The organism is Synechococcus sp. CCAP 1479/9 (genome assembly GCF_019038535.1).
Classification (GTDB): domain Bacteria; phylum Cyanobacteriota; class Cyanobacteriia; order PCC-6307; family Cyanobiaceae; genus Cyanobium.
The window spans coordinates 527,329-550,939 of record NZ_JAFKRK010000016.1 but is presented as its reverse complement, the minus strand read 5'-3'; the positions used below and the strand labels follow the sequence as shown (position 1 = coordinate 550,939).

General features: G+C 70.8%; 23 protein-coding genes. 12 read left to right on the top strand and 11 right to left on the bottom strand.

Annotated features, from left to right (window positions below; genetic code table 11):
• The first annotated feature begins 161 nt into the window (after positions 1-161).
• The 10 genes from KUG38_RS06940 to KUG38_RS06895 are packed head-to-tail and all read left to right on the top strand — an operon-like array spanning position 162 to position 11,929.
• Positions 162-659 carry a DUF2231 domain-containing protein gene (locus tag KUG38_RS06940; RefSeq protein ID WP_216913805.1) on the top strand — a complete coding sequence of 166 codons (498 nt, stop codon included), beginning with the start codon at positions 162-164 and terminating at the stop codon, positions 657-659.
• Positions 659-1,282 carry a DUF2231 domain-containing protein gene (locus KUG38_RS06935; RefSeq protein ID WP_216920124.1) on the top strand — a complete coding sequence of 208 codons (624 nt, stop codon included), beginning with the start codon at positions 659-661 and terminating at the stop codon, positions 1,280-1,282. Before KUG38_RS06940 ends, KUG38_RS06935 begins: the two co-directional genes overlap by 1 nt.
• A gap of 13 nt (positions 1,283-1,295) precedes the next feature.
• On the top strand, positions 1,296-2,234 hold the full coding sequence (locus tag KUG38_RS06930; RefSeq protein ID WP_216920122.1) for a cytochrome c oxidase subunit II: 939 nt from the start codon (positions 1,296-1,298) through the stop codon (positions 2,232-2,234).
• A gap of 4 nt (positions 2,235-2,238) precedes the next feature.
• On the top strand, positions 2,239-3,909 hold the full coding sequence (locus KUG38_RS06925; protein WP_216920120.1) for a cytochrome c oxidase subunit I: 1,671 nt from the start codon (positions 2,239-2,241) through the stop codon (positions 3,907-3,909).
• The gene (locus KUG38_RS06920; protein ID WP_216920119.1) at positions 3,906-4,514 is read left to right on the top strand and encodes a cytochrome c oxidase subunit 3; all 609 of its coding nucleotides are present in this window, start codon (positions 3,906-3,908) and stop codon (positions 4,512-4,514) included. Before KUG38_RS06925 ends, KUG38_RS06920 begins: the two co-directional genes overlap by 4 nt.
• Before the next feature lie 3 nt (positions 4,515-4,517).
• Positions 4,518-6,032 (top strand): GMC oxidoreductase, encoded by a 1,515-nt coding sequence (locus KUG38_RS06915; RefSeq protein WP_216920117.1) that lies wholly within the window; start codon positions 4,518-4,520, stop codon positions 6,030-6,032.
• On the top strand, positions 6,029-8,776 hold the full coding sequence (locus tag KUG38_RS06910) for an MGH1-like glycoside hydrolase domain-containing protein (protein WP_216920115.1): 2,748 nt from the start codon (positions 6,029-6,031) through the stop codon (positions 8,774-8,776). The genes KUG38_RS06915 and KUG38_RS06910 overlap by 4 nt, the downstream gene beginning before the upstream one ends.
• Complete coding sequence (locus KUG38_RS06905; protein WP_286195669.1) at positions 8,773-10,413, top strand: GMC family oxidoreductase; 1,641 nt, start codon at positions 8,773-8,775, stop codon at positions 10,411-10,413. Before KUG38_RS06910 ends, KUG38_RS06905 begins: the two co-directional genes overlap by 4 nt.
• Before the next feature lie 8 nt (positions 10,414-10,421).
• Complete coding sequence (locus tag KUG38_RS06900) at positions 10,422-11,717, top strand: NHLP bacteriocin system secretion protein (protein WP_216920113.1); 1,296 nt, start codon at positions 10,422-10,424, stop codon at positions 11,715-11,717.
• The gene (locus tag KUG38_RS06895) at positions 11,714-11,929 is read left to right on the top strand and encodes a hypothetical protein (protein WP_216920111.1); all 216 of its coding nucleotides are present in this window, start codon (positions 11,714-11,716) and stop codon (positions 11,927-11,929) included. Before KUG38_RS06900 ends, KUG38_RS06895 begins: the two co-directional genes overlap by 4 nt.
• Here KUG38_RS06895 and KUG38_RS06890 read toward each other — a convergent pair.
• From KUG38_RS06890 to KUG38_RS06865, 6 genes are read right to left on the bottom strand one after another with little or no spacing between them, the layout of a single operon-like run.
• Positions 11,890-13,590, bottom strand: coding sequence for a TolC family protein (locus KUG38_RS06890; protein ID WP_216920109.1), 1,701 nt, complete (start codon positions 13,588-13,590; stop codon positions 11,890-11,892). The two genes, KUG38_RS06895 and KUG38_RS06890, sit on opposite strands and share 40 nt — an antisense overlap.
• Positions 13,587-13,853, bottom strand: coding sequence for a hypothetical protein (locus tag KUG38_RS06885; protein WP_216920107.1), 267 nt, complete (start codon positions 13,851-13,853; stop codon positions 13,587-13,589). The genes KUG38_RS06890 and KUG38_RS06885 overlap by 4 nt, the downstream gene beginning before the upstream one ends.
• 5 nt (positions 13,854-13,858) lie before the next feature.
• Entirely contained in the window at positions 13,859-14,131 is a 273-nt protein-coding gene (locus KUG38_RS06880) for a hypothetical protein (RefSeq protein ID WP_094585743.1), read from the bottom strand.
• Positions 14,132-14,173: 42 nt separating this feature from the next.
• Positions 14,174-15,124: an RluA family pseudouridine synthase gene (locus KUG38_RS06875; protein ID WP_216920105.1), complete on the bottom strand. Its 951-nt coding sequence runs from the start codon at positions 15,122-15,124 to the stop codon at positions 14,174-14,176.
• Complete coding sequence (gene ylqF, locus KUG38_RS06870) at positions 15,124-16,080, bottom strand: ribosome biogenesis GTPase YlqF (RefSeq protein ID WP_216920103.1); 957 nt, start codon at positions 16,078-16,080, stop codon at positions 15,124-15,126. The genes KUG38_RS06875 and ylqF overlap by 1 nt, the downstream gene beginning before the upstream one ends.
• Positions 16,080-16,463 carry a universal stress protein gene (locus KUG38_RS06865; protein ID WP_216920101.1) on the bottom strand — a complete coding sequence of 128 codons (384 nt, stop codon included), beginning with the start codon at positions 16,461-16,463 and terminating at the stop codon, positions 16,080-16,082. Before KUG38_RS06865 ends, ylqF begins: the two co-directional genes overlap by 1 nt.
• 140 nt (positions 16,464-16,603) lie before the next feature.
• On the opposite strand from KUG38_RS06865, the gene KUG38_RS06860 reads away from it, so the two are divergent.
• Entirely contained in the window at positions 16,604-17,809 is a 1,206-nt protein-coding gene (locus KUG38_RS06860) for a phosphoglycerate kinase (RefSeq protein WP_216920099.1), read from the top strand.
• A 32-nt stretch (positions 17,810-17,841) separates the two neighbouring features.
• Here the strand turns inward: KUG38_RS06860 and KUG38_RS06855 are convergent, their stop codons facing one another.
• From KUG38_RS06855 to KUG38_RS06840, 4 genes are all read right to left on the bottom strand, one after another.
• Entirely contained in the window at positions 17,842-18,249 is a 408-nt protein-coding gene (locus KUG38_RS06855; protein WP_216920098.1) for a hypothetical protein, read from the bottom strand.
• A gap of 98 nt (positions 18,250-18,347) precedes the next feature.
• Positions 18,348-19,739 (bottom strand): sensor histidine kinase, encoded by a 1,392-nt coding sequence (locus KUG38_RS06850; RefSeq protein WP_216920096.1) that lies wholly within the window; start codon positions 19,737-19,739, stop codon positions 18,348-18,350.
• On the bottom strand, positions 19,717-20,442 hold the full coding sequence (locus KUG38_RS06845; RefSeq protein ID WP_216920095.1) for a response regulator: 726 nt from the start codon (positions 20,440-20,442) through the stop codon (positions 19,717-19,719). Before KUG38_RS06845 ends, KUG38_RS06850 begins: the two co-directional genes overlap by 23 nt.
• Before the next feature lie 3 nt (positions 20,443-20,445).
• Positions 20,446-21,240, bottom strand: a complete 795-nt coding sequence (locus KUG38_RS06840; protein ID WP_216920093.1) for a DUF8623 domain-containing protein — start codon at positions 21,238-21,240, stop codon at positions 20,446-20,448.
• Between the two features lie 77 nt (positions 21,241-21,317).
• On the opposite strand from KUG38_RS06840, the gene KUG38_RS06835 reads away from it, so the two are divergent.
• Positions 21,318-22,400 (top strand): UDP-N-acetylglucosamine--N-acetylmuramyl-(pentapeptide) pyrophosphoryl-undecaprenol N-acetylglucosamine transferase, encoded by a 1,083-nt coding sequence (locus tag KUG38_RS06835; RefSeq protein WP_216920091.1) that lies wholly within the window; start codon positions 21,318-21,320, stop codon positions 22,398-22,400.
• Here KUG38_RS06835 and KUG38_RS06830 read toward each other — a convergent pair.
• Positions 22,384-23,523 (bottom strand): pyridoxal phosphate-dependent aminotransferase, encoded by a 1,140-nt coding sequence (locus tag KUG38_RS06830; protein ID WP_216920216.1) that lies wholly within the window; start codon positions 23,521-23,523, stop codon positions 22,384-22,386. The genes KUG38_RS06835 and KUG38_RS06830 overlap by 17 nt on opposite strands.
• Positions 23,524-23,611: the final 88 nt, after the last annotated feature.

Here is a 23,611-nt window from a genome sequence, read left to right as displayed (position 1 = left end):
AATCCCTCGCCCGGCGAGCACGGCCCTGCCAGGAAGCCCCACTGGCGCGGGTCTTCGGCGCCAGGTGGGGGTATCGCCACAGGGCTGTAGCAAAAGATCACAGAGCCAGGACAGCTCTCGGGGTCCGGCCATGGTGAAGGGGCACAGCGTGGCCGGTGCCCATGCAGCAACTGCTGCCAGCCCTCAATGACCACAACCTGCCCTGGATGGACACCCTCCATCCGATCGTGGTCCACTTCGTCATCGCCATGGCGGTGATCAGCGTGGTCTTCGATCTGATCGGGGTCGTGCTGCGGCGGCCGAATCTGTTTGAAGTCAGCTTCTGGAATCTGCTGTTCGCCACCGGGGCCATCTTCGTGGCGATCATCTTCGGCCAGGTGGAGGCGGGCCTCGCTGATCCCTACGGCGCCTCCCGGGCGATCCTCAACCTGCACAGCACCCTGGGATGGTCGTTGGCCGGCATCCTCTCGGTGCTCACCGGCTGGCGCTACGTGTTGCGCAACCGCGACCCCGAGAGCCTGCCGCTGCCCTTCCTGGCCGCCGGCGGGGTGCTGGCCGCGCTGGTGGTGGTGCAGGTCACCCTGGGCAACCAGCTGATCTGGGTGTATGGCCTGCACACCGTGCCGGTGGTGGCCGCCGGACGGGCCGGGCTGATCTGATGGCCCTCTCCGTGCTCCCTGCCGAGGCCCCGATCCAGCAGCTGGGCGACTGGCTGGGGCCCAACGACCTGCCCTACAGCCTGCCGATCCATCCGAATCTGGTCCACTTCACGATCGGCCTGTTCGTGATCGCCATCGCCTTCGACGTCGTCGGCGCCCTCTACCCGATCGAGAAGCGGGTGTTCCGCTTTCTGGCCCTGCCGATCACCCGGGCCGGCTTCCACGACGTGGGCTGGTACAACCTGCTCGCCTGCGCCATCGTCAGCTTCTTCACCGTGGCGACGGGCTTCTTCGAGATGCTGCTGGCGGTGCCGATTCCCGGCGTCACCAGCAGCATCGGCCTGCAGAGCATGGAAACCATGCTCTGGCATGGCGTCGGCGGGGTGGCAATCCTGCTGGCGATCATCGCCATGACCGTCTGGCGCGGCTACCAGCGCTTTCTCTGGCGCCGGGACATGGGTCGCCAGGTGCAGTGGCTCTATCTGCTGGTGGGCCTGGCCCTGTTCCTGGTGATCGGACTGCACGGCACCCTTGGGGCCGAACTGGCGGGCGAATTCGGCGTCCACATCACCGCCGATCAGCTCCTGGCCAACGGCGCCGACCTCCGCGACGCCCTTCCGTGAGGGCCCCCCTGCCATGACCTCCGCACCACCGCGTCGCCCCAGCCCCATCGCCCTCGTCGCCCTGGCCCTCTGGGTCGGCCTGCTGCTGCTGATCAGCCTCTGGGTGGCGGGGCAGTCGCTGCGCTGGCTGCCGGTCCAGGCCTCCAATGCCGCCCCGCTGGTGGACGGTCTGTTCAGCTTCGAGACCGGCATCGGCACCTTCGTGTTCCTGGGGGTGATCTCGGTGATGGGCTGGGTGTTGCTCGTGCACCGCGCCGAGAAGTACGACGAAAGCGATGCCGAACCGATCGAGGGCAACACCCGTCTCGAGGTGATCTGGACCGCCATCCCCCTGGTGCTGGTGATGGCCATCGCCTGGTATGCCATCCAGATCAATACCGAACTGAGGGTGCTGGGGCCGATGGAGCACATCCACCTGCGCAGTCCCCAGGAGCAGCAGGGGGGATACCCCGGCGACCGGCTGCCGGCGGAGCAGGTGGAGGTGATCGCCCGGCAGTGGTCGTGGGAATTCCGCTACCCCGGCGAACACGTCTCCAGCACCGAGCTGCATCTGGAACTGGATCGGCCGGTCACCTTCCGCCTGGTCTCCGAGGATGTACTGCACGGCTTCTTCATCCCGGCCTTCCGGCTCAAGCAGGACGTGATTCCGGGCCGGGCGATCGATTTCAGCCTCACCCCCACCCGCGTCGGGCGCTACCGCCTGCGCGATTCCCAGTTCAGCGGCACCTGGTTCGCCGCCAACCAGGCCGATGTGGTGGTCGAGACCGCCGAAGACCATGCCCTGTGGCTGAAACAGGCCGCCGCCGCCCCGCTGCAGAGCGGCCTCAGCGTCGCGGCCGACGAATACGCCGACCGCCAGACCAACCCCCGCGGCGGCTGGCCCACGGTGGTGCCGGCCCCCCCGCCCCAGGTGAACGCTCCCGGTTCCAGCTCCCTTCCCCACGACGCCTGAGGCCATGACCAGCACCGCCCTGTCCCCAGAACCGCCCGCCTCCTGGCGGCGTTACTTCGGCTTCAGCACCGATGCCAAGGTGATCGGCATCCAGTACATCGTGGTGGCCTTCTTCTTCTTCCTGGTGGGTGGCCTGCTGGCCATGATCATGCGGGGCGAACTGATCACACCCGAGGCCGATCTGGTGGATCGCACCGTGTACAACGGCCTCTACACGATGCACGGAACGATCATGCTGTTCCTGTTCATCTTTCCGGTGCTCAACGGGCTCAACAACCTGCTGATTCCCACCATGATCGGTGCCCCCGACATGGCCTTCCCCCGGCTCAACACCGCCGCCTTCTGGCTGGTGCCGGTGTTCGGCACCCTGCTGATCGCTAGCTTCTTCGTGCCCAGCGGCCCGGCCACCTCCGGCTGGTGGTCCTATCCGCCGGTGAGTCTCCAGAACCCCCTCGGCCACCTGATCAACGGCGAGTTCCTCTGGGTGCTGGCGGTGGCCCTCTCCGGCATCTCCTCGATCATGGGGGCGGTGAACTTCGTCACCACGATCCTGCGGATGCGGGCGCCGGGCATGGGTTTCTTCCGCATGCCCGTGTTTTGCTGGACGGCCCTGGCCGCCCAGACCCTGCAGCTGATCGGCCTGCCCGCCCTCACCGGCGGCGCCGTGATGCTGCTGATGGACCTGAGCGTCGGCACCTCGTTCTACCGGCCGGAGGGGGGGGGCGATCCGGTGCTGTATCAGCACTTCTTCTGGTTCTATTCGCACCCGGCGGTGTATGTGATCATCCTGCCGGTGTTCGGCATCTTCTCCGAGCTGTTTCCCGTCTATTCCCGCAAGCCCCTGTTCGGCTATGTGTATGTGTGCCTGGCCTCCTTCATCATCGTCGGCCTGGGGCTGATCGTCTGGGTGCACCACATGTTCCCCAGTGGCGTGACCCAGTGGATGCGCAATCTGTTCATGGTCACCACGATGCTGATCGCCGTGCCCACCGGGGTGAAGGTGTTCGCCTGGCTGGGCACGATGTGGCGGGGCAAGATCCGGCTCACCACCCCGATGCTGTTCTGCATGGGCGGCCTGTTCAACTTCGTCTTCGCCGGCATCACCGGCATCATGCTGGCCACGGTGCCGATCGACATTCACGTCAGCAACACCTACTTCGTGGTGGGTCACTTCCACTACGTGATCTATGGCGCGGCCGTCATGGGTGTGTTCGCCGCCATCTACCACTGGTTCCCCAAGTTCACCGGCCGCATGCCCTACGAGGGCCTCGGCAAGCTGCATTTCGTGCTCACCTTCATCGGCGCCAACCTCAACTTCCTGCCCATGCACCCCCTCGGCCTGATGGGCATGCCCCGGCGGGTCTCCTCCTACGACCCGGAGTTCGCCTTCTGGAACGTGCTGGCCAGCCTGGGGGCGTTCCTGCTGGGGGTGTCGATCATCCCCTTCCTGCTCAACATGATCAGCTCCTGGGCCCGGGGGCCGAGGGCCCCGCACAACCCCTGGAACGCCATCGGCCTGGAGTGGCTGCTTCCCTCCCCTCCGGCGGAGGACAACTTCGGTGAGCACGTTCCCACCGTGATCAGCCGCCCCTACGGCTACGGCACCGGGGAGCCGCTGGTGGAGCACCAGGCCGAGATCGAACGCGCCCTCACCCTTCAGGAGGCCAACCGATGAGCAGCACCCCCGCCACCCCCGGCGACGCGGCCGCGACCCACGCCCACGGCGAAGGCCAGCACGCCAACCACAACCTCACCGGCTTCATCATCTTCCTGTGCTCCGAGAGCGTCATCTTCCTGGCGTTCTTCAGCGGTTACGCCCTCCTGCGGCTCTCCGCCCTCGACTGGCTGCCCGCCGGCGTGGACGGGCTCGAATGGCGTCTGCCGCTGATCAACACGGTGGTGCTGGTCTCCAGCTCCTTCACGATGGTGGTGGCCGAGCATTTCAAGGGCAAGGGGAAGATCTGGCTGTTCCGGGGCTTCTGGCTGCTGACCATGGCCATGGGGGCCTATTTCCTTTACGGCCAGGCGGTGGAATGGCGCGGCCTCAGCTTCGGCTTCACCTCCGGCACCTTCGGCGGCACCTTCTATCTGCTCACCGGCTTCCATGGCCTGCACGTGCTCACCGGCATCCTTCTGATGGGCCTGATGCTGGCCAAATCCTTCGTCCCCGGCAATTACGACGGCGGTGAAGAAGGCGTCATCGCCACGTCCCTGTTCTGGCACTTCGTGGATGTGATCTGGATCATCCTGTTCGTGCTGCTCTACGTCTGGAGAGCCTGAACCATGATCATCGACGACACCCACTACGACGTGATCCTGATCGGCAGCGGCGCCGCTGGCGGCACCCTGGCCGCCGCCCTCGCCGACGGGGGCCACACCGTGCTGTTGCTGGAGCGCGGTGGGGTGATGCCCCAGGCCGATCAGAACGTGGCCGAGGTGGGGCTATTCCGCAAGCCGCGCTACCACCCGGAGGAGAAGTGGTTCGGCACCGACGGTGATCCCTTCTCCCCCCAGATGGTGCATGCCATCGGCGGCAACACCAAGATCTGGGGGGGCGTGCTGGAGCGCATGCGCGAAGCGGAATTCAAGGGCGTTCCGCTCCAGGAGGGTCCGTCCCCGGACTGGGAGCTGCGCTACGACGACCTGGCCCCCTGGTACGAGCGGGCTGAAGCGCTCTATCGCGTCCACGGCGTGGCCGGTGCCGACCCCACCGCCCCGGCGATGCAGGGCGCCTATCCGGCCGCACCGCGACCGGTGGAGCCGTTCCTGGTGGAACTGCGGGCCGCCTTCGAGCGCCAGGGGCTGCATCCGTACGACCTGCCGCAGAGCTGGTCCGACTCGGCGGTCGATCCCACCGGCGATGCCGAGCTGTTCGGCGTCGATCCGGCGCGGAGCTCCAGCACCGTGACGGTGCGGGAGAACGCCCGGGTGCTGCAGCTGCACGTCAACCCATCGGGCCAGGAGGTGCGCGGCGTCGAGGTGGAGATCGACCACCAGCGCTGGCTGTTCCGCAGCCACCAGGTGGTGCTGGCCGCCGGGGCCATCGGCACACCGGAGATCCTGCTGCGGTCCGCCACCGACCATCACCCCCGCGGTCTGGCCAACGGCTCCGACCAGGTGGGCCGCAACCTGATGAAGCCCCAGCTCACCTCGATCCTGCAGCTGGCGGCCGCCCCCAACTCGGGCCGCTACGGCCGGGGCCATGGCATCACCGACTTCTACTGGGGCGACAAGAACGTCGACTTCCCGCTCGGTTCGATCCAGAGCGGCGGCGGGGTGCTCCAGGACGCCCTGTTCGCCGAGTCGCCGCCGGTGCTCTCCCTGGTGACCCGCCTGCTGCCGGACTTCGGCCTCGAGCAGCTGGCCGCCCGTTCGATCACCTGGTGGGCCATGAGCGCCGTGCGGCCCGATCCCCACAACCGGGTCGCCCTGCGGGGCCAGCAGCTGCAGGTCCACTACACGGCCAACAACCGGGAGGCCCACGACCGGCTCGTCTACCGCTGGATCGACTGCCTCAAGGCCGTGGAGGCCGACCCCCTGACCCTGGTGGCCAAGGCCGCCCCCACCCATCCCCGCGGCGAAGCGCCCCTGCCGGTGATCGGCGGCGCCTGCGGCACCTGCCGCATGGGGTCGGATCCGGCCACCTCGGTGGTGAACCTCGACGGCCGCAGCCACGAGCTGGCCAACCTCTGGATCGCCGATGCCAGCGTGCTGCCCTCCTGCCCGTCGGTGGGGGTGGGGCTCACGGTGATCGCCAATGCCCTGCGCATCGGTGCCGCCCTGACGGCCTCCCGATGACGGCCAGCGTCCCCAGCCGCGCCGCCATCGACGCCATCAGCCCGTCGGAAAGCCGGCGCATGGCCGAGCGTGACCACGGCCTCGCCCCCTGGAGCCTGTGGGGCAGCTACCTGAGCGAGCGCCAGTGGGGCACGGTGCGCGAGGACTACTCGGCCGACGGGGACGCCTGGCGCTCCTTCCCCCACGACCATGCCCGCTCCCGCGTCTACCGCTGGGGCGAGGACGGCCTGCTGGGCCTCTGCGACGACCAGTGCCGCCTCTGCTTCTCGCTGGCCCTCTGGAATGGTGTGGATCCGATCCTCAAGGAACGGCCCTTCGGCCTCGGCAACCCCGAGGGCAACCACGGCGAGGACCTCAAGGACTACTTCTTCCATCTCGCCAACACCCCCACCCACAGCTTCATGCGGGGGCTGTACAAGTACCCGCAGCGGGCCTTCCCCTACGCCGATCTGCTGGCGGAGAACGGCCGCCGCGGCCGGGACCAGCCCGAGTACGAACTGGTCGACACGGGGATCTTCGACGACAGCCGCTACTTCGATGTCGTCATCGAGTACGCCAAGGCTGGAGCGGAGGACCTGCTGATCCGCATTCGGGCCACCAACCGCGGCCCCGATCCTGCCCCCCTCACCCTGCTGCCCAGCCTGTGGCTGCGCAACACCTGGCGCTGGGGCTATCCCGATGAAGTCGAGCACGGGATCCGCCCGCTCGCCGACGCCGGTGATGGAGGTGGCGGTGACGCCAGCGGGCCTTCGGTCGTCACCGATGAGCTCCCCCATCTGGGGGTCTACCAGCTCGACTGCCGGGAGCCCGGCGCCTGGATCTTCACCGACAACGAAACCAACAGCGAGCGGCTCTGGGGTCAGCCCAACGCCACACCCTTCCAGAAGGACGGGTTCCATCGCCATGTGGTCGACGGCGAAGCCGGCGCGGTGAATCCGGCCCTGCGGGGCAGCAAGGCGGGGCGTGTGCTGGAGCGCACCCTGGCCCCCGGCGAGGAGTGGCTGGTGGAGCTGCGCCTGCATCGGGTCGACGGCCCCACACCGGGCCCGGCCGAGCAAGGCGATGCGTTTGGGGAGGCGTTTGGCGCGATCTTCAGCGAGCGCGAGCGGGAGTGGCTGGAGTACTTCGACCATCGGGTGCCGGGGCTGTCCGAGGACGACCGCCGCATCCACCTGGCCGGCACCGCCGGACTGCTCTGGTGCAAGAAGTACTACGGCTGGAGCGTGATGCGCTGGCTCGAGGGCGACCCCACCGGCACACCCCCACCGGCCGAGCGGCGCCACACCCAGAACGCCTTCTGGCAGCGGCTGCACGCCCACGACGTGATCTCGATGCCGGACTGTTGGGAGTACCCCTACTTCTGCCAGTGGGATCTGATGTTCCACTCCGTGGCCTTCGCCGTCTTCGATCCGGCCACGGCCAAGGAGCAGTGCATGCTGCTGCGCAAGCCCCAGTACACCGCCCCCAACGCCCAGACCCCCGCGTACGAGTGGGCCCTGTCCGATCCCAATCCGCCGATCGGCGCCTGGGCGGCGATGCGCATCTATCAGATCGATCGCAAGAACAGCGACGCCGCCGATCTGGCCTTCCTGCGCGCCGCCCTGCGCAAGCTGATCCTGGAGTACGGCTGGTGGGCCAACCGCAACGACCGCTCCGGCGACAACGTGTTTGAAGGGGGCTTCCTGGGCCTCGACAACATCGGCGTGTTTGATCGGCGCTTCCCCCTGGCCGACGGCAGCATCATCGAGCAGTGCGACGGCACGGCCTGGATGGCCTCGCTCAGTCTCAACCTGCTGCAGATCGCCGTGGAGCTGAGCCACGAGGAACCGGAGTACGCCGACATCTGCGAGCGGTTCGTGGTGGATTTCGTGCAGCTGGCCATCGGCCTCAACAATCCCGCCGGCCGCAACTACCTCAACTGGGACGAGGAGGACGGCTTCTACTACGACGTCATCAAGCGGCCGGACGGCAGCGTCGACTACCTGCGCACCCGCTCACTCTCGGGCCTGGTGCCCCTGCTGGCGGTGCAGAGCTTCGACATCGACACCGTGGCACGGTTGCCGATGCTCGATGTCACCCACACCCTGGCCTGGTTCACCCACGAGCGCACCACGCCCTCCTGGATCGTGGAAAACCTGGGAATCTGGAACAACGACCGGGTGCTGTTCACCCTGGTGCCCCGCGAGCGCCTGCAGCGCATCTGCGAGCGGCTCTTCGATGAGGAGGAGTTTCTCTCCCCCTACGGCATCCGCTCCCTCTCCAAGGTGTATGAGGAGCACCCGTACACCTACACCGAAGGCAGCGAGAGTGAGACGCTCGCCTACAGCCCGGCGGACAGTCCGGTGGCGATGTTCGGGGGCAACTCCAACTGGCGCGGACCGGTGTGGATGCCGATGAACTTCCTGCTGATCGAATCGCTGCAGAAGTTCGCCCATTTCTACGGCGACAGCTTCAAGGTGGAGTTCCCCACCCGCTCGGGCCACTGGATCACCCTCTGGCAGGCCTCCCTGGAGCTGGAGAAGCGGCTGGTGGGTCTGTTCCGGCGCGACGGCCAGGGCCGCCGCCCCTTCAATGGCTCCGTGGAACTGTTCCAGACGGATCCCCACTGGCGCGATCTGATCCTGTTCAACGAATACTTCCACGGCGACAATGGCCGTGGCGTCGGCGCCTCCCACCAGACCGGCTGGAGCGCCATGGTCTGCAAGATGCTCAACCAGCTCAATCGCTACCCCATCCAGCCATGAGCATCCCGTCCCCCATCGCCGCCATCGCCGGTCCGAGCCTGCACAGCTCGCCCCTGCCGGAGCCGGCCCAGCTGGAGGTCAGCCACGGCGCCCACTTCGACGTGGTGATCATCGGCAGCGGCGCGGGCGGCGGCACCCTGGCCCGCCACCTGGCCCCCACGGGCCTGAAGGTGCTGGTGCTGGAGCGGGGCGACTGGCTGCCCCAGGAACCCCAGAACTGGGACGCCGAAGCGGTGTTCCAGCAGAACCGCTACGTGTCGAAGGATCCCTGGCTCGACAAGCACGGCAAGCCCTTCCAGCCCGGCAGCCATTACTTCGTCGGCGGCGCCACCAAGATGTATGGCGCCGCCCACTTCCGCCTGCGCCAGCAGGACTTCGAGGAACTCGCCCACTTCGATGGCACCTCGCCGGCCTGGCCCCTGCGCTACGCCGACTTCGAGCCCTGGTACCAGAAGGCCGAGGAGATGTACCACGTGCACGGCCAGCGCGGTGAGGATCCCACCGAGCCGCCCTGCAGCGGTCCCTATCCCCATCCGCCGGTGGCCCATGAGCCGCGGATGCAGCAACTGGTCGACGACCTGAGGGCTGCAGGGCTCCATCCCTTCCACGCCCCCAGCGGCGTCCAGCTCGACGAAGCCCACATGGCCTTCAGCCGTTGCCGCAAGTGCAACTGCTGCGATGGTTTCCCCTGCCTGGTGCACGCCAAGTCGGACGCGGAGGTGCTGGGCATCCGGCCGGCCCTGGCGCAGCCGAACGTGTCCCTGCTGACGCGGGCCCAGGTGAAGCGCCTGATCACCGATGAATCCGGCCGCACGGTGAAGGCGGTGGAACTGGAGCGGGACGGCGAACCGCTGACGGTGAGCGGTGATGTGGTGGTGGTGAGCTGCGGCGCCGCCAACAGCGCCCGGCTGCTGCTGCTGTCGGCCAACGACCGCCATCCCCGGGGCCTGGCCAACGGCTCCGACCAGGTGGGCCGCCACTACATGTTCCACAACAGCAAGGCGATGGTGGCCCTGGCCCATGAGCCGAACCGCACCATCTTCCAGAAAACGGTGTCGATCAACGACTGGTATCTCGGGGATGCCGACTTCGATTACCCGATGGGCAACATCCAGATGACGGGCAAGACCAACGGCACGATCATGAAGGGCTACGCGCCACTGGAAACCTTCATGATGCCCGGCTGGAGCATGGACAAGATCGCCGAACATGCGCTCGACTTCTGGATCTCCAGCGAGGATCTGCCCGATCCGAACAACCGCGTGACCGTCACCGGCTCCGGCCAGATCCAGCTCAGCTACACCCCCAACAACCTCACCGCCTCGGCGCGCCTGGTGAGCCGCCTCGAGGGCCTGCTGGATCGCCTCTATCTGCGCCAGCACCTGGTGGAGCGCCAGTTCTATATCGCCAACAGCATGGGCATCGCCGCCGTTGGCCACCAGGCCGGCACCTGCCGCTTCGGCAGCGATCCGGCCACCTCGGTGCTCGACCTTGACTGCAAGGCCCACGAGCTCGACAACCTCTACGTCGTCGACACCAGCTTCATGCCGACGATCGGCGCCGTGAACCCCTCCCTCACCGCCATCGCCAATGCCCTGCGGGTGGGCACCCACCTGGTGGAACGGCTGCGGGGCTGAGGGTGGCCATGGAAGCGTCGGAGGAAGCGGCGGAACGGCGGGTGCTGGTGGCCCTGGGCAGCGCCTGGGCCCTGACGGCCGGGTGGTTCCTGTTCTGGCCGGTGCCCACCGAGGTGGTCGGCCGGGGGGTGGTGATCGTGCCCGGCGGCGCCACGGTGATCGATTCCCGGGCCGAGGGCCAGATCCTCAGCCTGCCGGTGCGGGAGGGCCAGCGGGTGAGCCGGGGCCAGACGCTGATCCGCCTCTACCTGCCCACCCTGGAGCAGCAGCTGCGCCGCCAGGAGAAGGATCTGGCCGAACTGATCCGCATCAACGCCGATCTCGACCGGCGCGACCGGGCGCGGCTGGCCTCGGCCCGGCGCCTGCGGGACACCGCCCTGGCCAAGCTGGAGGGCAACCGGGAGCGCCTGGACGCCCTGCGTCGCGTCTACGACCAGAAGGTGGCCGATTTCCGCCATCTGGCCCGTCGCGAGGTGGTGGCCCCCCTGGCCGCCGAAGTGGTGGCCAGTGAGGACCGGGCCATCCAGCTCGACAACAACGTCGCCGAACTGGGCATCCGGCAGCGGGAGGCCATCGACGCCTGGGAGAAGGTCCGGCTCGCCATCGACACCGAAGCCCAGCGGCGGCGCTTCGCCATCCAGGACGCCCGCCGCGCCGTCCGGGTCACCCAGACCCGCCTGAGCTACGACGGCACCCTCACCGCCACCCGGGACGGGCGGCTGCTCGACCTGCAGGTGGTGCGGGGCCAGACGGTGAAGCCCGGGCAACGCCTCGGCACCCTGGGGAGCCCCCGTGCGGACCGCGGCAACGCCGATGGCGGCAGCCAGGCCCTGCAGGCGGTGGCCTACTTCGCCCCGGCCGATGCCCGCCGCCTGCGCACCGGCCTGGCCATGGAGGTGGTGCCGGACTGGAACGAGCGGGGCCGGTTCGGCGGCATCCGCGGCCGTGTGCGCCGCATCAACCTGCTGCCCGCCACCCGCGAGGACGTCAACACCACCATGGGCAACCCCCAGCTGGCGGAGGCCCTGGTGCGCAACGGGCCGGTGATGCGCACCGAGATCGCCCTGCTGCCCACAGCCGGCGGCTCCGGCCTCGACGGCTATCGCTGGACCCTCAGCCGCGGCAGCAGCGTCTTTCCGATCCGCGAAGGGCTGACGCTCAAGGCCCACGGCTATGTCGAATGGCGCCCACCGGTCAGCTACCTGCTGCCGCTGCTGCGCGACCTCACCGGCAGCTACCGCACCCTGCACCAGCAGGAGCGCCAGGACCAGCCGCCCCTGCGGCAGCGGGACGCCCTGCCATGACCCGCGAACTTCCCTGGCTGGTCCTGGAGGCGGCCCTGCTGGTGGTGCTCCTGCACGCCAATGCCCCGGAAGTGTGGTTCTGGTTCGCCGCCCTGCTGGTGCTGCTGCTGTGGCGCTCGTTCGCCTGGCGCCAGCGCCGCTGGCAGCGGCTGCAGCAACGCCACGGCGACGTTCAGGAGCCGCCCAGCACCAGCGGCAGCGCCACCGGCTGATCGGGCCGGTCCGGCACCGGCAGCAGTTCGCGCAGCAGCTGGGCGTAGCTGACGTTGGCCAGGGTGGTGGATTCGGCCACCCCCTCCATCGCGCCGGTGAGGGTGGCGACGGTGTCGGCCACATCGCTGTAGTCGGCCAGCCCCAGTTGGTAGCGGGCCCGCACGTCGCGGAAGGCCTCGCGGGAGGCGCTGTAGGAGGCGCGGGCCGCCACGATCTGGCGCAGGGCGGCACGATGGTCGTAGAAGGCGGCCTCAAGGCGCTGGCGGATGGCGTTGCGCTCCCGGGCCAGCTGCTGGTCGGTGCGGGCGGCGGCGCTGCGGCTGGCGGCCACGGCGCCGGCGGTGACGCCGCCGTCGAAGAAGCGCCAGTGCAGCTGCAGGCCCGCCGCCCAGTCGGAGCGCTGGTTGAGCAGCTGGGGGATGAGGGCCGAGCTGCAGCAGCCCTCCAGCCGGATCACGGGCTGGGTGATCAGCCCCTGGCCGTAGCCACCGGTGGCCACCAGCCGCAGGCTGGGCAGCAGCTCGGCGGCGCGGCGGTCGGCCTGGCGCAGCAGGGCGTCGCGGGCGGCCTGCAGGGCCCGCAGCTGGGGGTTGTCCTGCCAGCCGCGCACGATCGTCTGCTCCAGATCGAGGGGCCAGGGGGGCTGCAGCCGCACCGCATCGCTGGCCCGCAGGCTGACGTCGAAGGGCACGTTGATCAGGTTGCTGAGCTGGCGCTGGCGACTCAGCTGCAGGGCCTCCGCCTGCTCGAAGCGATAGCGGCTCTGCTGCAGGGCGGCCTCGGCGCGGAGCCGGTCCAGCCGCGGCACCAGGCCCACCTGCTGGAGGGCCGCCACCTGGTCGCGCACCACCGTGTCGCTCTCGACGACGGCCCGGCGGATCCGCAGCAGCTGGTCAGCGAGCTGCAGGCCGTAGTAGGCGATGCTCACGTCCAGCTGCAGCTGGCGCAGCCGGTCGGCATAGCGCTGGCGGGAGGCCTTGAGGCTGTCGTCGGCCTCGGCGATGGCGGCGGCGCGATACGGGCTGAGCAGCTCCCAGGCCAGCTCCACCCGGGCGGCCGCCGCCCCGACGTTGGACTGGACCACATTCCAGCCCTGGTTGCGGACCAGAAACGGGGAGCCCGCCGGATAGATGCCGGCGTTGTCGGTCCAGACCTGGCTGTAGGAACGCTGCTGGCTGAAGCCACCCGCCAGGTTCAGCCCCAGCTCCGGCCAGCGGCGCCCCCGGGCCGAGCCGGCCAGGTCCTGCTGCTCACGCACGCCGAGCACGGCGGCGACCAGATCGGGATCATTGCGCACGGCCACCGCCAGGGCCTCGGCCAGGCTGAGCCGCTGGCGCCGCTCGATCCGCACCGCCTCGGGCACCTGGGGCAGGGCTGTCGCCGCCGGGGCCGGCAGCGACGGATCGGGGAGGCCGGGGAGGGTGGCGTCCGGCACCCCGGTGGCGTCGGCCTCGGGTGCGGCGGGCAGCAGGGTGCGGTCGAGACGTTCGAGGTCCTCCTGGAACCCCTGGAGGCTGCGCAGCAGCGCCGGGGAGGGGGGCGGCAGGCGCCGGGGCCGGGGGGCGGCGATCAGCTCCTGGCCCCAGGCCTGGGCCATCGGTGCCGCCAGCGCCAGGCCCAGGACCGGGGCCAGGCCGCGTCGGACCTGACGCCGGATCACGGTTGCCGGGCCCCGCCGGAGGCCCCCGGCGGAGCGGCAGGGGGTGCCTCCGGCGGGGCGGCCGAGCTGCGGGCCTGCGTCAGATCGTGGAGACCCAGGCTGGTGCGGGCCAGGCAGCCGATCGAGAAGCAGATCGCCGCACTGCCGAACAGCCCCAGCTGCGCCTCCCGGGTCTCCCCTTCGATGCGCGTCATCGCCAGCAGCACCACCCCGGCGGCCAGCCAGGGCAGGGTGACGACCAGGCCGAGCTGGGATCGGGTCATCGCCATCAGCGCAGGCCCAGCTCCCGGCGCAGCTGCAGCTCCAGCTGGCGCACGGCACCGACCCGCGCCATGGCCCAGGAGAGCTTGCAGACGCAGCCGATCGAGAAGCAGATCGCGGCGTTGCCGAACAGCCCCCAGGCGTGGCTGTGCAGGTTGAAATCCTCCGCCAGCAGGAGCCGCAGCGCCAGGATCACCAGCAGGCCGGCCACCACCCAGGGGCCGTAGACCCAGCCGACGAAGAACTGGTCGACGAACAGCCGTCGCGGCGGCGGGGCCATGACACCGGGATCCAGGGTTTCAAGTCTGCCGCAGTAACGCCCTCAGGACGACCGCCGCCGCAGGGCCAGCAGCAGCTTCTCGAACACCTCCGGCAGGGGCGCCTCGCACACCAGCCGCTCGCCGCTGATCGGGTGGTCGAGGGCCAGCCGCACCGCGTGCAGGGCCTGGCCGGGGAGCGCCACCGGCAGCTTGCGGCAGCGGCCGTAGGTGGCATCCCCCACGATCGGGTGGCCCGTGTGGGCGCAGTGGACCCGGATCTGGTGGGTGCGGCCCGTGTCGAGCTTGAAGCGCAGCAGGGCGTAGTCGCCCAGGGTTTCGATGAGGCGCCAGTGGGTGCAGGCATGGCGTCCGGTGGTGTCCGTCACCACGGCGTACTTCTTGCGATCGGCAGGATGGCGGCCGATGGCGCCCACGATCGTGCCGCTGTCCGCCGCGGGCCGGCCGTGCACCACCGCCAGGTACTCCCGCGAGGCGATGCGCTTCTGGATCTGCACCTGCAGCTTCACCAGGGCCTCCTGGCTCTTGGCGACGACGATGCAACCGGTGGTGTCCTTGTCGAGGCGGTGCACGATGCCGGGCCGCATCTCGCCGCCGATGCCCGGCAGGTCGGGGCAGTGGTGCAGCAGGCCGTTCACCAGGGTGCCGTCCTTGTTGCCGGGGGCTGGGTGGACCGTGAGTCCGGCCGGCTTGTTGATCACGATCAGATGCTGGTCCTCGAACAGCACATCCAGCGCCATCGGCTGGGGGACCAGGTAGGGCAGGGGCTCGGGCGGCGGCATCCACAGCTCGACGGTGTCGTCGGTGCGCAGGGGCGTCTTGGCCCGGCCGGTGACGCCGTTGACCCGCACATAGCCCGCATCGATGAACTTCTGGATGCGGGCCCGGCTCTGCTCAGGCCGCTGGGACACCAGCCAGCGATCCAGCCGCATCGGCAACGGCTTCGGGTAATGGAGCCTCAGCAGCTCCCCTTCGCCTTCCCCGAACGCGCCCATCAGCCGGGGGCCGGCTCCTGGGAAGGCCGTTCGGGGGGCGGCAGTTCCAGGGAGATGGGCCCCAGCAGGGAACGGCGGAAATCATCGAGCAGGCGCTGGGCCATGCGGGCGGTGTCGCCGCTGGTGTGGCGGGCCGCCGCCGCGGCGAACCAGGCTTCGGCATCCGGCATGGGCAGCTCGGGGTCCGCTCCGGGCAACGGCGGCACCGTCACCCCGTAGCGGCGCTCCAGCAGTCCCGGCGCCACGCCGGCCGCCGCCACCGGCTCCAGCTGGGCCAGCAGGCGCAGGAAGGCCTGGGCCACCGCCTCGCCGTCGTAGGAGGCCTGGCCGATGTCGTCGCAGAGGGCCAGCCGCAGCCCGGCCAGCTGGTCATCGAGGCGGGGGGGCAGCACCCCGGGGGCGTCGAGCAGGTCGAGGTCCTGGCCCAGCCGCACCCAGCGCAGGCTGCGGGTGACCCCGGCGCGGCGGGCGCTCTCCACCACCTTCTGGCGCACCAGCCGGTTGATCAGCGCCGACTTGCCCACGTTGGGGAAGCCGAGCATCAGGGCCCGCACGGGGCGCGGCTTCATGCCCCGGCCGGCCCGGCGGGCGTTGAGCGCCTCTCCGGCCCGGATCGCCGCCTGCTGCAGTTGCTTGACGCCGGTGCCGACCTTGGCGTCGCACCACCAGGGCACCTCCCCCCGCTGGCGGAACCAGCCATCCCAGGCCAGACGGGCCGCCGGGCTGACCATGTCGCGGCGGTTGATCACCAGCAGATGCTGCTTGCCCCGGATCCAGCGCTGCAGCCGGGGGTGCCCGGTGGCCAGGGGGATACGGGCATCGCGCACCTCGATCACCAGATCCACCTTCTCCAGGTTGGCGCTGAGGGCCTTCTCCGCCTTGGCGATGTGGCCCGGGTACCACTGGATCGGTGGGGCGGCGGTGCTCAGGCGGACCGTGTCGCCGACATCCGCCATCAGGGCACCACCAGCACCGGACAGGGCGCCAGCTGCAGCACCCGGGCGGCGGTGCTCTGGTGGTCGCCGTCGAGGGTGATGCCGCGGGTGCCCATGACGATCACGTCGGCGTTGATCTCATCGGCGACATCGCCGATGACGAAGGCCGGCTTTCCCTCCCGTTCCAGCACCTCGCAGGTCACACCGGCCTGGGTGAAGCTGGCGCGGGCCTGCTCCAGCAGGCGGGCCACATCGGCCGGATCGTGCATCACCCCTTCTTCGGCCTCCACCACCGACAACAGCACCACACGGCTGCCGTGGCGCTGGGCGAGCTGCAGGGCGACGGCCGCCGTTTCCATCGTCTGGCGGCTCTGGTCGATGGGGAACAGGACGGTGTCGAACATGGCGGAAGGCCCGGCCCTCTTGTCCTAGCGCCGACCGTTGCGGCCGCCAGGGACCGGGGGTGGGAAGAACCGAATCGCGGCGGCGGCGGCGCGGGAGGCGCCGGACGCTAATCTCCCCCGGCCTTTCCTTATCCGTAATCATGGCGAAGCGATCCCTCTCCAGCCTCAGTGCCGACGATCTCCGCGGCAAGCGGGTGCTGGTTCGGGTCGACTTCAACGTGCCCCTCGATGAGGCCGGGGCGATCACGGACGACACCCGCATCCGGGCTGCCCTGCCCACCGTGCGCCACCTGGTCGACCACGGCGCCCGGGTGCTGCTGGCCGCCCACTTCGGCCGGCCCAAGGGCCAGGTGAATGAGGCCATGCGCCTCACCCCGGTGGCGGCCCGTCTCAGCGAACTGCTGGGCAAGCCCGTGACCAAGACCGACAGCTGCATCGGCCCCGACGCCGAGGCCAAGGTGACCGCCATGGCCGATGGCGATGTGGTGCTGCTGGAGAACGTGCGCTTCTTCGCCGAGGAGGAGAAGAACGACGCCGGTTTCGCCGAGAAGCTGGCCGCCCTGGCCGACGTCTATGTGAATGACGCCTTCGGCGCCGCCCACCGGGCCCACGCCTCCACCGAGGGCGTGACGAAGTACCTGAGCCCCAGCGTGGCAGGCTTCCTGATGGAGAAGGAACTCCAGTACCTCCAGGGCGCCATCGATGAGCCCAAGCGTCCCCTGGCCGCGATCGTGGGCGGCTCCAAGGTGAGCAGCAAGATCGGCGTGCTCGAGTCGCTGATCGACAAGTGCGACAAGGTGCTGATCGGCGGCGGCATGATCTTCACCTTCTACAAGGCACGCGGCCTGGCGGTGGGCAAGAGCCTTGTGGAGGAGGACAAGCTGGAACTGGCCAAGGAACTCGAAGCCAAGGCGGCCGCCAAGGGCGTCCAGCTGCTGCTGCCCACCGACGTGGTGCTGGCGGACAACTTCGCCCCCGACGCCAACAGTCAGACCGTGGCGATCGATGCCATCCCCGACGGCTGGATGGGCCTCGACATCGGCCCCGATTCGGTGAAGACCTTCCAGGCCGCCCTGGCCGACTGCCAGACCGTGATCTGGAACGGCCCCATGGGCGTGTTCGAGTTCGACAAGTTCGCCGCCGGCACCAACGCCATCGCCCACACCCTGGCCGACCTGAGCGCCAAGGGCTGCTGCACGATCATCGGCGGCGGTGACTCCGTGGCCGCGGTGGAGAAGGTGGGCGTGGCCGAGAAGATGAGCCACATCTCCACCGGTGGCGGCGCCAGCCTGGAGCTTCTGGAAGGCCGGGTGCTGCCCGGCGTGGCCGCCCTCGACGAGGCCTGAGGCCCCGTCTTCACGGCCGGCCCTGGCCGGCCTCAGAGGCTGCTGGAGCCCGGGCCACGGCCCTCCCCCCAGCCCCCTTTGCGATCCCCCTTGCCCCACTGGGGCAGGGGGATTCCGTTGCGCTCAAAGAGGGCCTTCATGGCCGCCCGATGCTGCTCCCGCTGGCGCTGGCTGGCGCTGCGCTGCTCCTTCATGCAGGTGCGCAGGGCCTCGCTGCTGCCGGCGGCCGACAGGCAGCGCTCACCACGCTGGAGGATGGCGATGCGGGCCTGCTGATCGCTGAGCGCCAGTCGCTTCTGCTCGGGGAAGATCTTCTGCATCTGGGCCGGCGTGGGACGGCCGGACGGGGTGGGGCCGCTCTCGGCCATGGCGACACCCGTGGACCCCAGGACCATCGCCAGCACGGCGACGCGGAGGGGCTGAAGCAGGGGGAAGGGCATGGGAGGACTTTTCATGAACGTTTCCATCGTGACCGGCAGGTGTGACGGCGGTCAGACTGGCCACCGGCGAGATGTGACCGGATGCAACTGAAGCCCCCTCACCCCCCGGCCAGGGGCCAGGCCCGCAGCGCCACGGCGAAGCGTCCCGGCAGCGGCTCGGCGGTCTCGGTGGCCTCCAGCCGGCGCAGGTCGCCGCCATGGTCGCGGGCCACCTTGGCGGCGATGGCCAGGCCCAGGCCGCAGTGCCCCTCGCCGCCGCGGGCCCGGTCGAGCCGCTGGAAAGGGGTCATGGCCTTGCGCCACTGCTGCGGGTCGATGCCCTCGCCGCAGTCCCAGACCTGAATCTCAAAGCCGCTCTCCACCGCCGCAGCCTCCTCGTGGGGCCGCCCCTCCCCCGGCCCCAGGGGCCGCAGCACCAGCCGCAGGGGTGGCCGGCCGTAGGTGAGGGCGTTGTCAAGCAGGTTGCCCACCGCCCGGGCCACGGCGGTCGGGCGAACCCGCCGCACCAGCGGTTCCAGATCCAGCTCCAGGGGCACGTCTCCCACCGCCGCCGCCGCCTCGGCCACCAGGGCATCGAGGGGCACGAGCACCGGCGTCTCGTCAGCTTCGGCGCCGGCGAAGATCATGAACTGGCGGGTGATCCGCTCGATCGAGCGGATGTCGGCCTGGGCCCGCTCCAGCTCCTGCGGCGCCATCGGCCCCTCGGCGGCGAGGGCGAGGCGCAGGCGCAGCCGGGTGAGGGGGCTGCGCAGGTCGTGGGCGATGCCGGCCAGCATCGTGGTGCGCTCCCGGCCGGAGTCCTCCAGCCGCAGCAGCATGGCGTTGAAGCGGGCCATGAGCTGGCGCACCGCCGGGGCCCCCTGGTCCGGCAGGGCCCTGGGCAGGGCCTCAAGGCCCACGTCGGCCAGGGCCTCCTGCAGGCGGGTCAGGGGCCGCTGGATCTCCAGGGTGAGATAGAGCAGCACCGCCCCGAGGGCCCCCAGGCCCACGGACAGGGTCAGCAGCAGGGGATCGGGCGGCCAGCCTCGGGGGGAGGGCATGGAGACGAACAGCCACACCGGCTCCAAGGGGGAGGCCATCTCCACCCACACCCCCCGCCGCGGCGAGGAGGCCGGCCGCACCGCCGGACAGCGCGCCAGGCGGTGGCAGAGCTCCGTCTGCAGCCGCAGGGTCTGCCAGCGCAGCCGCCGGTCCCCCCTGAGGCGGGGCATGGCCCCGGGCTCCGGCTGCTGGCCCACCACCAGCTGCATGCCGCTGATCTGGCCGAGCACCTCGGGGCTGAAGCGCTCCAGGGCCACCTCCCCCAGCACCACGTTCGCCGCCACCTCCGAACCGGTCTGGACCAGCTGCTGCTGGGCCAGCCGACGACCCAGCAGCAGCTGCAGCAGCAGCAGGCAGAAGGCGGCGGCACCGGTGCCCGCCAGCAGATACCCCAGGGTGCGGCCCAGCGGCGGCCGCCAGGGCCGCTCAGGACTGACGGGGCTTGCCATCGGGGACGAACACGTAGCCGTAGCCCCAGACCGTCTGCACGTAGCGCGGCCGGGCCGGCTCCGGTTCGATCAGCCGCCGCAGCCGTGACACCTGCACGTCCATGCTGCGGCTGTCGGTGTCGCTGCCCGGGCCCCGGGCCAGTTCGATCAGCCGCTCCCGCGACAGGGGCCGGTGGGGGTGCTGCACGAACGCCGCCAGCAGGGCGAATTCACCGCCGGTGATCGTCAGCGCCTCCCCGTGGCGCTCCAGGGTGCGGGCCGCCAGGTCCACCTCCAGGTCGCCGAAGGCGATCCGGGCCCCGTCGGGCTGGGGCAATCCGCCGGGCAGGGTGCCGCGGCGACGCAGCACGGCCTCGATGCGGGCGGTCAGCTCCCGGGGCAGGAAGGGCTTGGCCAGGTAGTCGTCGGCCCCCTGCTCCAGGCCGATGATCCGATCCACCGCGTCGGCCCGGGCGGTGAGCATCAGCACAGGCAGGTCGTCGGCCCCGTCCCGCAGGCGCCGCAGCAGGGTGAGGCCGTCGTCACCGGGGAGCATCAGGTCGAGCACCAGCAGATCGGGGCGCTGGCCCTCGAGCCGGGCCATCAGCTGGGCGCCATCCCCCATGCAGCGGACCTCGTAGCCCTGCTCGCCCAGGTAGGTGGCCAGCAGCTGGCGCAGCTCCGGATCGTCATCCACCACCCAGATCCGATGCGGTCGGCCCATCGCTCAGGGCTCGAGCGATTTGCGGTCGGCGACGACCCGCACCCGCTTGGTGGCGCTGACGATGCCGTCGGGATGGACCAGCAGCACCGCCCAGGTCTGGGAGCCGGGGGACAGGGGGGCCTGGACGATCTTGAACAGGCCACCGCCGCCGAGGGCGCCCAGCTCCATGCTGGGGCTGGCCATCGATGCCTGCTGCTGGGGGGTGATGGCCGTGATGCCGCCCGCGGCCAGGGCACCGTCGAGGGGTTCGTCGAAGATCACGTCGACGTCATAACGCTGGCCGGTCAGGACCGCGTCGGGGATCAGCAGGCTCACCGGCACGGGCTTGTCACCGCTGCGCAGCAGGGACCGCTCCCGCAGCACCGTCTGGCCGTTGATGCGGGTGCCGTCGCTCTGCAGGGCAAGCAGCTGCTCCGCCTCCAGCCGGTAGGTGGTGCCGCCCTGGCGCCGGGTGCCCTCCACCCGCAGGGTGACCGTGGGCTGGCCGTCCCGCAGCTGGGTGCCGGAGCTCAGCTGCCAGCGGGCATCGGGGAACTGCTGGCGCAGCAGGCGGCGACGGTTCTCCAGCTGGGCCGGATCCAGACCGGGACCGGCCTGCAGCAGGCCGGCCAGGGCCGTGTCGGAGCTGCTGTTGAGGGCGCTCTCCAGGGCCTGCAGCTGGGCCGCCGTCGGAGGAGCCGCCAGGGCGGGGGCCACACCAACGCTGGCCACCACCGCCAGGCCGGCCAGGCAGGCACCGAGGAGCTGCGGCGTCCGGACCGGGGGCAGGGGGGCGTTCAGCGGGCAGGGCGGAGCCATGGAGGGGGAGGGATCCGGGGCGGCGGTGGGCGGACCGGAGTCGGCTTTTAAGTTAGGCGCGCTCGTCCCACCCGCCCATGCCGACCCTGCTGATCGCCGCCAGCGGCACGGGTGGCCACCTGTTCCCGGCCCTGGCGGTGGCCGAGGCCCTGCCGGACGACTGGCAGGTGCACTGGCTGGGGGTGCCGGACCGGCTGGAGACCGAGCTGGTGCCCAGCCGCTACCCCCTGCACACGGTGCGGGCCGGCGGGCTGCAGGGGAAAGGACTGCGCAAGCTCTGGAACCTGCTCCAGCTGCTGATGGCCGTGATGCCGGTGCGGCGCCTGATCCGGCGCGAGGGGGTGAGCGCGGTGTTCAGCAGCGGCGGGTACATCGCCGCGCCGGCGATCCTCGCCGCCCGCTGGTGCGGGGTGCCGGTGGTGCTGCATGAGAGCAACGCCGTCCCGGGCCGGGTGACGCGGCTGCTGGGGCCCCTGTGCACGCGCGTGGCGGTGGGGCTGCCCCAGGCGGTCGAACGGCTGCCCCGCTGCCGTCCCCTGGTATGCGGCACGCCGGTGCGGCGGTCGTTCCTCAGCCCCGCGGACCTGCCGGCCTGGGTGCCCCGGGGCCCCGGCCCCCTGCTGCTGGTGATGGGCGGCAGCCAGGGCGCCCTGCGCCTCAACCGCATGGTGCGGCCCCTGCTGCCGCTGCTGGCGGCCAGCGGCTGCCGTGTCGTCCACCTCACCGGCAGCCAGGATCCGGACGCCGGCCAGCTGCGTCTCGACGGGGTGGTCGAGCGGGCCTTCAGCGATGAGCTGCCGGGCCTGCTGCAGCACTGTGACCTGGCCATCAGCCGCGCCGGCGCCGGCAGCCTCAGCGAACTGGCGGTCTGCGGCACCCCGGCGATCCTGGTGCCCTTCCCGGCGGCCGCCGACCACCATCAGGACGCCAACGCCGCCGCCGCCGCCGCCGTGGGTGCCGCGGTGATCGTCTGGCAGCACGACCCCGGGGAGCCCGCCCTGGAGCGGGCCGTCTGGCGCCTGCTGGGGCCCCGCCTGCGGGGCAGCGCCGCCGCCGCCGACCCCCTGGTGGCGATGGGCGACGGCATGGGAACCCTGGCGGTGCGGGACGCCGACCGCCGGCTGGTGCAGGTGCTGGAGCAGCTCATCGGCCGCGGCTGATCTGCTCCAGGGCCGCCAGCAGGCGCCGGTTGCCGGCCCTGTCCTGGATGGCGATCCGCAGCCAGTCCTCCCCCAGACCCTCGAAGGAGCGGCAGTCGCGCACCAGGATCCGGTGGCGGCGCTCCAGCGCCAGCCGCAGCGGCTGGAGCGAGGCGGCCGGCGGGCGGCTGCGCACCAGCAGGTAGTTGGCGGCCGAGGGCAGGGGCTCCAGGCCCGGCACCGCCGCCAGGCGGGCCGCCAGCCAGGCCCCCTCCCCGGCCACCCAGCGCTGCACCCGCCCCTGCCAGCGCCGCAGGCCGGCCTGATCGGCCAGCAGGAACCGGCCCGCCGCCGCCGCCAGCCCGTTGACGGGCCAGGGATCGCGCCAGCCGGCCCAGCGGGCCAGCCGCCCGGGGTCGCCCAGGGCGTAGCCGAGCCGCAGCCCGGCGATCGAGAACAGCTTTGTGAGGCTGCGGATCACCACCAGCTGGGGATGGGCCGCCAGCAGCGGCACCAGCGACTGCTCCTCCCCGCCGGGCACCAGCGGCAGGAAGGCCTCGTCCACGATCACCAGGGCGAAGCGCTCCAGCAGGGGCTCCAGCGACCGCCGGCTCCAGAGCTGGCCGGTGGGGTTGTGGGGATTGGTGAGCCAGAGCACGGCCGCGCCGGACCCGGCGGCGGTGGTGGCGGCCTCGGTGGCAGCCTCGACCAGCGGCCAGGGGCCCGGTCCGGCCCCGGACCAGTCGAGCGGCAGCGGCAGCTGGCGCCAGGCGCCGCCCCAGCAGCCAAGGGCGCGGCGGTAGTCGGCGAATCCGGGGGCCGGCAGCAGGCTCAGGCCACCGGCCGCCGCGTCCCGAGCCGCCCAGGTGAACAGCTCGGCGGCCCCGTTGCCGGGCAGGACCCTGGCCGGATCCAGGCCGTGCCAGGCGGCGATGGCGTCGCAGAGCGCGGTGTAGTCCCGGTCGGGATAGTCCCGCAGATCGCTGCCGAGGGCCCGGATCAGCAGGCGCCGCAGCCGGGGCGGCGGCCCGAAGGGCACCAGGGAGGCGCTGGCATCGAGCAGCTGCTCCGGGGGGCAGCCGAGCCGTCGGGCGGCCGCCTGCAGGTTGCCGCCATGGGGATCCGGCGGTTCAGGCGTCCCCATCGCCGGGTGGAGGGCTGGCACCGGCTCCAGCGAACATTAAGGCGGTTGTAACACGGAAGCGTGGCCGGGCTGCTGCAATGGGTGGGCC